Consider the following 2,005-nt stretch of genomic DNA (forward strand, 5'->3'; position numbering starts at 1 on the left):
AGGTAAATCTGCTGCATAAATTACCCGTCCCTGATAAAGCCTCGCAGGAAGCGACCTCATCACCAACATCGCCATTGTTTACTCAACTATTACAAAAAACGCTAAAGCGAGATAAAGGCAACTCATAATGCATCAGTGTGTCACTTTTTTTAACGCATTAAAGCGTTGGCGTCTCTTCGCTAGTGTGCTGGTTGTACTTTTGTTACCTACCAGTGCGTTTTGCCCAATTTCCGGGTGTTATTACACAGCCTTTACCGGGTGGTGGTCAAAGTTGGTCATTACCCGTACAAACATTAATCTTCATTACCGCGTTGGGATTTATTCCTGCTGTTTTGCTGATGATGACAAGTTTTACTCGGATTATTATTGTCCTTGGATTACTACGTAATGCGTTAGGTACACCTTCTGCACCACCAAACCAAGTGGTTCTGGGTTTGGCGTTATTTATGACTTTTTTCATTATGGCACCCGTTTTTGATAAAATTTATCAAGATGCCTATATGCCATTTACTGAAGATCAAATTACCTTTGAGCAAGCCTTAGAGAATGGCGCAAAACCTTTGCGTCAGTTTATGATGCAACAAACGCGTGAAACTGACTTGGCTCTGTTTGCCCGTCTTGCCGATGCACCCGCGTTTGAAACGCGCGAAAGTGTACCTATGCGTATTTTGGTACCCGCTTATATTACGAGTGAGCTAAAAACTGCCTTTCAAATCGGTTTTATGATTTTTATTCCTTTTCTAATTATCGACTTAGTGGTTGCCAGTGTGTTGATGGCGCTAGGTATGATGATGGTGCCCCCTGCCACTGTTTCATTGCCATTTAAACTCATGCTATTTGTTTTAGTCGATGGTTGGCAATTAATACTGGGCTCGCTTGCACAAAGCTTTTTTAATTAGCGTAGAGGTAACGTCATGACACCAGAATCCGTCTTAGCTCTAGGTACTGAAGCGATGAAAATCGCTTTATCGCTCGCAGGCCCTCTTTTATTGTCCGCGCTGGTAACGGGTCTTGTGATCAGTATGCTGCAAGCTGCAACGCAGATAAACGAAATGACATTATCGTTTATTCCAAAAATTCTTGCTGTATTAGCCGCTATTTTAGTTGCAGGCCCTTGGATGCTAAGTTTGCTTGTCGATTATATGCATAACTTATTTACAGGCATTCCAGGGATGATTGGTTAATAGCAATGATAACCCTGACCAGTGAAATGCTTAACGGCTACATTAGTGATTTTTTCTGGCCATTTGTGCGGATCCTCGCCCTTTTTAGTACTGCGCCGCTATTTAGTGAAAAGCAAACACCTAAAAAATTCCGTATTGCCCTCGCTTTTTTAGTGACGGCATTAGTCGCACCAGGTTTACCGCAAAGTCATGTACCGTTATTCTCGCTTATTGCCTTTTGGATTTTGGTGCAACAAATTTTGATTGGTACCATTCTAGGGTTATCAATGCAATTGGCATTCGCTTCTGTTCGTCATGCGGGTGAAGTGATTGGTTTACAGATGGGGCTTTCATTCGCCACTTTTGTCGATCCATCAGGTGGCCCTAACATGCCTATTCTCGCACGTATTTTTAATATGCTAACAATGCTATTATTTATGGTCTTTGATGGTCATTTATGGCTATTATCTATATTAGTTGATACTTTCTATGTTGTTCCTATTGAAAATCAGACTTTTAACTCATTAGGCATACTAACTTTAGTTCAAAGTGGTGGCACTATATTTATTAACGGTATGATGTTAGCCATGCCATTAATTACCCTACTCCTTGTTTCTTAACCTTTCATTAGGTATTCTAAACCGTATGACACCACAGCTTTCTGTCTTTGTTAGTGGGTTTTCCTCTTACGCTGACTATCGGTATGTTAGCATTATCCATGATCATGCCTGCATTACCTGTGTTTGAAAATCAGACTTTTAACTCATTAGGCATACTAACTTTAGTTCAAAGTGGTGGCACTATATTTATTAACGGTATGATGTTAGCCATGCCATTAATTA

At 40.6% G+C, this 2,005-nt stretch carries 2 protein-coding genes and 1 pseudogene; all 3 read left to right on the plus strand.

Translation table 11 applies throughout. The features are described from left to right. The first annotated feature begins 191 nt into the window (after window positions 1-191). On the plus strand, window positions 192-899 hold the full coding sequence (gene fliP / locus BHE89_RS15630) for a flagellar type III secretion system pore protein FliP (RefSeq protein WP_286146207.1): 708 nt from the start codon (window positions 192-194) through the stop codon (window positions 897-899). Window positions 900-914: 15 nt separating this feature from the next. Then, window positions 915-1,184 carry a flagellar biosynthesis protein FliQ gene (gene fliQ, locus BHE89_RS15635; protein ID WP_069367481.1) on the plus strand — a complete coding sequence of 90 codons (270 nt, stop codon included), beginning with the start codon at window positions 915-917 and terminating at the stop codon, window positions 1,182-1,184. A gap of 5 nt (window positions 1,185-1,189) precedes the next feature. Then, window positions 1,190-2,005, plus strand: a pseudogene (gene fliR, locus BHE89_RS15640) (flagellar biosynthetic protein FliR); the annotation flags it as partial.

The sequence above is a fragment of the Shigella sp. FC1967 genome (assembly GCF_001743005.1).
Classification (GTDB): domain Bacteria; phylum Pseudomonadota; class Gammaproteobacteria; order Enterobacterales; family Enterobacteriaceae; genus Proteus.

What these genes read in the sequence shown, in the direction of transcription:
- fliQ (WP_069367481.1), top strand. Translation starts at nt 915, where the DNA reads ATGACACCAGAATCCGTCTTAGCTCTAGGTACTGAAGCGATGAAAATC.